Origin of the sequence: Sphingobium sp. PNB, from assembly GCF_019873065.1 — a bacterium.
Taxonomy (GTDB): domain Bacteria; phylum Pseudomonadota; class Alphaproteobacteria; order Sphingomonadales; family Sphingomonadaceae; genus Sphingobium; species Sphingobium fuliginis.
The window spans coordinates 1-3,665 of sequence record NZ_JAINEZ010000175.1 but is presented as its reverse complement, the minus strand read 5'-3'; the positions used below and the strand labels follow the sequence as shown (position 1 = coordinate 3,665).

Genomic DNA, 3,665 nt, shown 5'->3' with positions numbered 1-3,665 from the left:
GCGCGGAAGGAGTGTGCGGAGCGGGAGTGGCCGTTTGGGCAGGGGTGGTGGCGGGCGACGGGGGCGAGGCATCCTGCGCGAGGGCGGGGGCCGTGATCGCCGGCGCCAGGAAGAGGGCAGCGCCAAGAGCGATGCCGCGCGAGGGGAAAATCCGGATCATGCGACCACCACCTCCCGGAACATGCCGGCCGCCATGTGATAGAGCAGATGGCAATGGAAGGCCCATCGGCCCATGGCGTCGGCGGTGACGCGGAAGCTCACCCGTTGGGCGGGCTGGACCACCACCGTATGCTTGCGGACCTGGAAGGCGCCGTCCGGGCCTTCGACATCGCTCCACATGCCGTGCAGATGCATCGGATGCGCCATCATCGTGTCGTTGACGAAGGTGACGCGCAGCCGCTCGTTCGGCCTGAAATGGAGCGGCCTGGAATCGTTGAGCTTGATGCCGTCGAGCGACCAGATGAACCGTTCCATATTGCCCGTCAGATGCAGCTCGATGTCGCGCTCGGGCTCGCGCGGGTCGGGATCGCCGCCCGGCGTGCGCAGATCGGCCAGCGTCAGCACGCGCCAGCCGCGCCCGCGCAGCCCGGCGCCGGGATCGTCGAGATTGGTGCGCGGATAGTCGACGCGCATGTCGGTATTGGCGCCATATTCGGTGCGGGCGTGCCGTGCCCTGGCCGGCATCTCGGTCATGCCGTGCCCGGCATGCGCGTCGCCTCCCATTGCGCCCATCGTCGCCATCGCGCCCATCATGTCGACCGGCTCGAGCCAGGTCCGGGCATCGAGCGGCGGCACGGCTGCCGCCATGCCCGGGGCCGGTGCGATCGTGCCACGCGCATAGCCGCTCCGATCGATCGCCTGCGCGAAGATGGTGCGGGCGCCGCCCTCGGGCATGGTGAACTCGACGTCGTAGGTCTCGCCCGGGCCGATCCGGAATTCCTCGACCGTGACCGGCTCGACCGGCTGCCCGTCGGTCGATACGACCGTCAGCTCGACCCCGGGGATCCGCACGTCGAAGAACGTCGCCGTCCCCGCGCCGACGAAGCGCAGGCGCACGCGCTCGCCGGGCGCGGCGATACCGGTCCAGTTGCCGGCGGGCGGCGCGCCGTTCATCAGATAGGTGTAGGTCGCGGCAGAGACATCGCTGTAGTCGGTCGGGTTCATCCGCGAGCTGTTCCACATCCGCCGCCGCTCGAGCGCCTTGCCCAAGCCCATGGTGCCGACATCCTTGAGGAAATCGCCGGCGGTCGGCTGCGCAAAATTATAGTAGCTGCTCTGCTTCTTGAGATTGAGGAAGATCTGCAACGGCGGCTCGTCCGACCAGTCGCTGAGCACGATGCAATAGTCGCGATCGGGCGCCCGCGCCGTCGGCACCTGTTTTGGCTCCACGATGATCGCTCCATAGAGTCCCGTCTGCTCGGCGAGCGTGTGAGCGTGATACCAGTAGGTTCCGCTCTGGCGGACCTCGAAGCGATAGGTGAAGGTCTCGCCCGGCGCGATGCCGGCAAAGCTGATGCCGGGCACGCCGTCCATCTCCGCCGGCACGATGATGCCGTGCCAATGGATGCTCGACATCTCCTTGAGGCCGTTGCGTACGCGCAGCGTGACCGTGTCGCCTTCGCGCAGGCGCAGGACCGGCGCGGGCACGCTGCCGTTCACCGCGGTCGCGATACGGCGTTTGCCGGTGAAGTTGACCGGCAGCTCGGCGATCTCGAGGTCGAACTCGGTCCCGCTCAGCTCAGCGGGCAAGGTTGGTGCGGATCGCGCGAGAAGCGCCGGGGCGAAACCGGCGACCGCGCCGCCGATCGCCAGCCCCTGGACGAAACGGCGCCGCGCGATCGGCCGGATATGTAAGGGAGACATGAACTGTACTTTCGCGAAGTCGGGTTCAGGCGAGGTCGAGGACGATCCGGCCCTCGATGTCGCCATGATGCATGCGGGAGAAGACGTCGTTGATGTTCTCCAGCTTGTCTGCATGGACCGTGGCCTTGACCTTGCCCTCGCCGGCGAACGCCAGTGCCTCGAGCAGATCGAGCCGCGTGCCGACGATCGAGCCGCGCACGGTAATGCCGTTCAGCACGGTGTCGAAGATCGACAGCGGGAAGTCGCCCGGCGGCAGGCCGTTGAGCGCGACCGTGCCGCCGCGCCGGACCATGCCGAGCGCCTGCTGGAACGCCTTGGGCGAAACGGCGGTCACCAGCGCCCCGTGCGCGCCGCCAATGGCTTTCTTGAGCGCTGCCGAAGGGTCCTCGCTGCGCGCGTTGACCGTCAGTGTGGCGCCAAGGCGTGTAGCGAGGTCGAGCTTGCTATCGTCGATGTCGACCGCGGCCACATTGAGACCCATGGCACGGGCATATTGCACCGCCATGTGGCCGAGCCCGCCAATGCCGGAGACGACCACCCACTCGCCGGGCCGGGCCTCGGTGGCCTTCAGTCCCTTGTAGACGGTGACGCCCGCGCAGAGGATCGGCGCAATGTCGAGGAAGTCGACATTGTCGGGAAGGTGACCAACATAGTTGGGATCGGCGAGGACATATTCGGCAAAGCTGCCATTGACCGAATAGCCGGTGTTCTGCTGTTCGTGGCAAAGCGTCTCCCAGCCACCCAGGCAATGCACGCAGTGCCCGCAGGCGGTGTAGAGCCAGGGCACACCGACCCGGTCGCCTTCCTTCACATGGGTGACGCCGGCACCAACGGCGGCGACATGCCCGACGCCCTCATGGCCGGGAATGAAGGGCGGGTTGGGCTTGACCGGCCAGTCCCCTTCTGCCGCGTGCAGGTCGGTATGGCACACGCCGGTTGCCGCAATCTTGACCAGGACCTGCCCGGGGCCGACCGTCGGGATCGGCGCGTCCTCGATGACCAGGGGCTTGCCAAATTCGCGGACGACCGCCGCCTTCATGGTTTTCGCCATGTCCGTTTCTCCTTTTAAGCGGGGGGTCAGAATAGGCCGAGCGCGTGCTCGTCATAGGAGACGAGCAGATTCTTGGTCTGCTGATAATGATCGAGCATCATCCGGTGGTTTTCACGCCCGAAGCCCGATGCCTTGTATCCGCCGAAGGCGGCATGGGCGGGGTACTGATGATAGCAGTTGGTCCAGACCCGCCCGGCCTCGATCGCGCGGCCGAGCCGGTAGGCGGTGTTGCCGCTCCGGGTCCAGACGCCCGCGCCAAGACCGTAGGCGGTGTCATTGGCAAGTGCGATCGCCTCCTCGACCGTCTTGAACGTGGTGACCGACAGGACGGGACCGAAGATCTCCTCCTGGAAGATGCGCATGTGGTTCTGACCCACGAACACGGTCGGCTGCACGAAATAGCCCTGGTCGAGCGCACCGCCCGGCAGCGCCCTGGCGCCACCGACCAGACACTGCGCGCCCTCGGCCTTGCCGATATCGATATAGCCCAGGATCTTGTGGAGCTGGTCCTCCGACGCCTGCGCGCCGACCTGGACCGACGGGTCGAGCGGATCGCCCTGGCGGATCGCGGCGACGCGCGCCACGGCGCGCTCGATGAAGCGGTCGAAGATCGACTCATGGATCAGGGCGCGCGACGGGCAGGTACAGACCTCGCCCTTGTTGAAGGCGAACATCGCAAAGCCTTCCAGGCATTTGTCGAAATAATCGTCGTCCGCATCCATCACGTCGGCGAAGAAGATGTTGGGCGACT

The 3,665-nt window shown here is 66.7% G+C and carries 3 protein-coding genes; all 3 read right to left on the bottom strand.

Annotated elements, in window-relative coordinates; all coding sequences use genetic code 11:
• Nucleotides 1-156 precede the first annotated feature (156 nt).
• A complete protein-coding gene (locus K7W03_RS26910) occupies nucleotides 157-1,863 on the bottom strand; it encodes a copper resistance system multicopper oxidase (protein ID WP_044663294.1) in 1,707 nt (568 codons plus the stop codon).
• Between the two features lie 25 nt (nucleotides 1,864-1,888).
• Nucleotides 1,889-2,914, bottom strand: a complete 1,026-nt coding sequence (gene adhP / locus K7W03_RS26905; protein ID WP_044663293.1) for an alcohol dehydrogenase AdhP — start codon at nucleotides 2,912-2,914, stop codon at nucleotides 1,889-1,891.
• Nucleotides 2,915-2,940: 26 nt separating this feature from the next.
• Nucleotides 2,941-3,665, bottom strand: a 725-nt coding sequence (locus tag K7W03_RS26900; protein WP_222887995.1) for an aldehyde dehydrogenase family protein, incomplete at its 5' end; no start/stop codon positions are given.

Coding starts and splice junctions, on each gene's coding strand:
- adhP (WP_044663293.1), bottom strand. CDS start 2,914: ATGGCGAAAACCATGAAGGCGGCGGTCGTCCGCGAATTTGGCAAGCCC.
- K7W03_RS26910 (WP_044663294.1), bottom strand. CDS start 1,863: ATGTCTCCCTTACATATCCGGCCGATCGCGCGGCGCCGTTTCGTCCAG.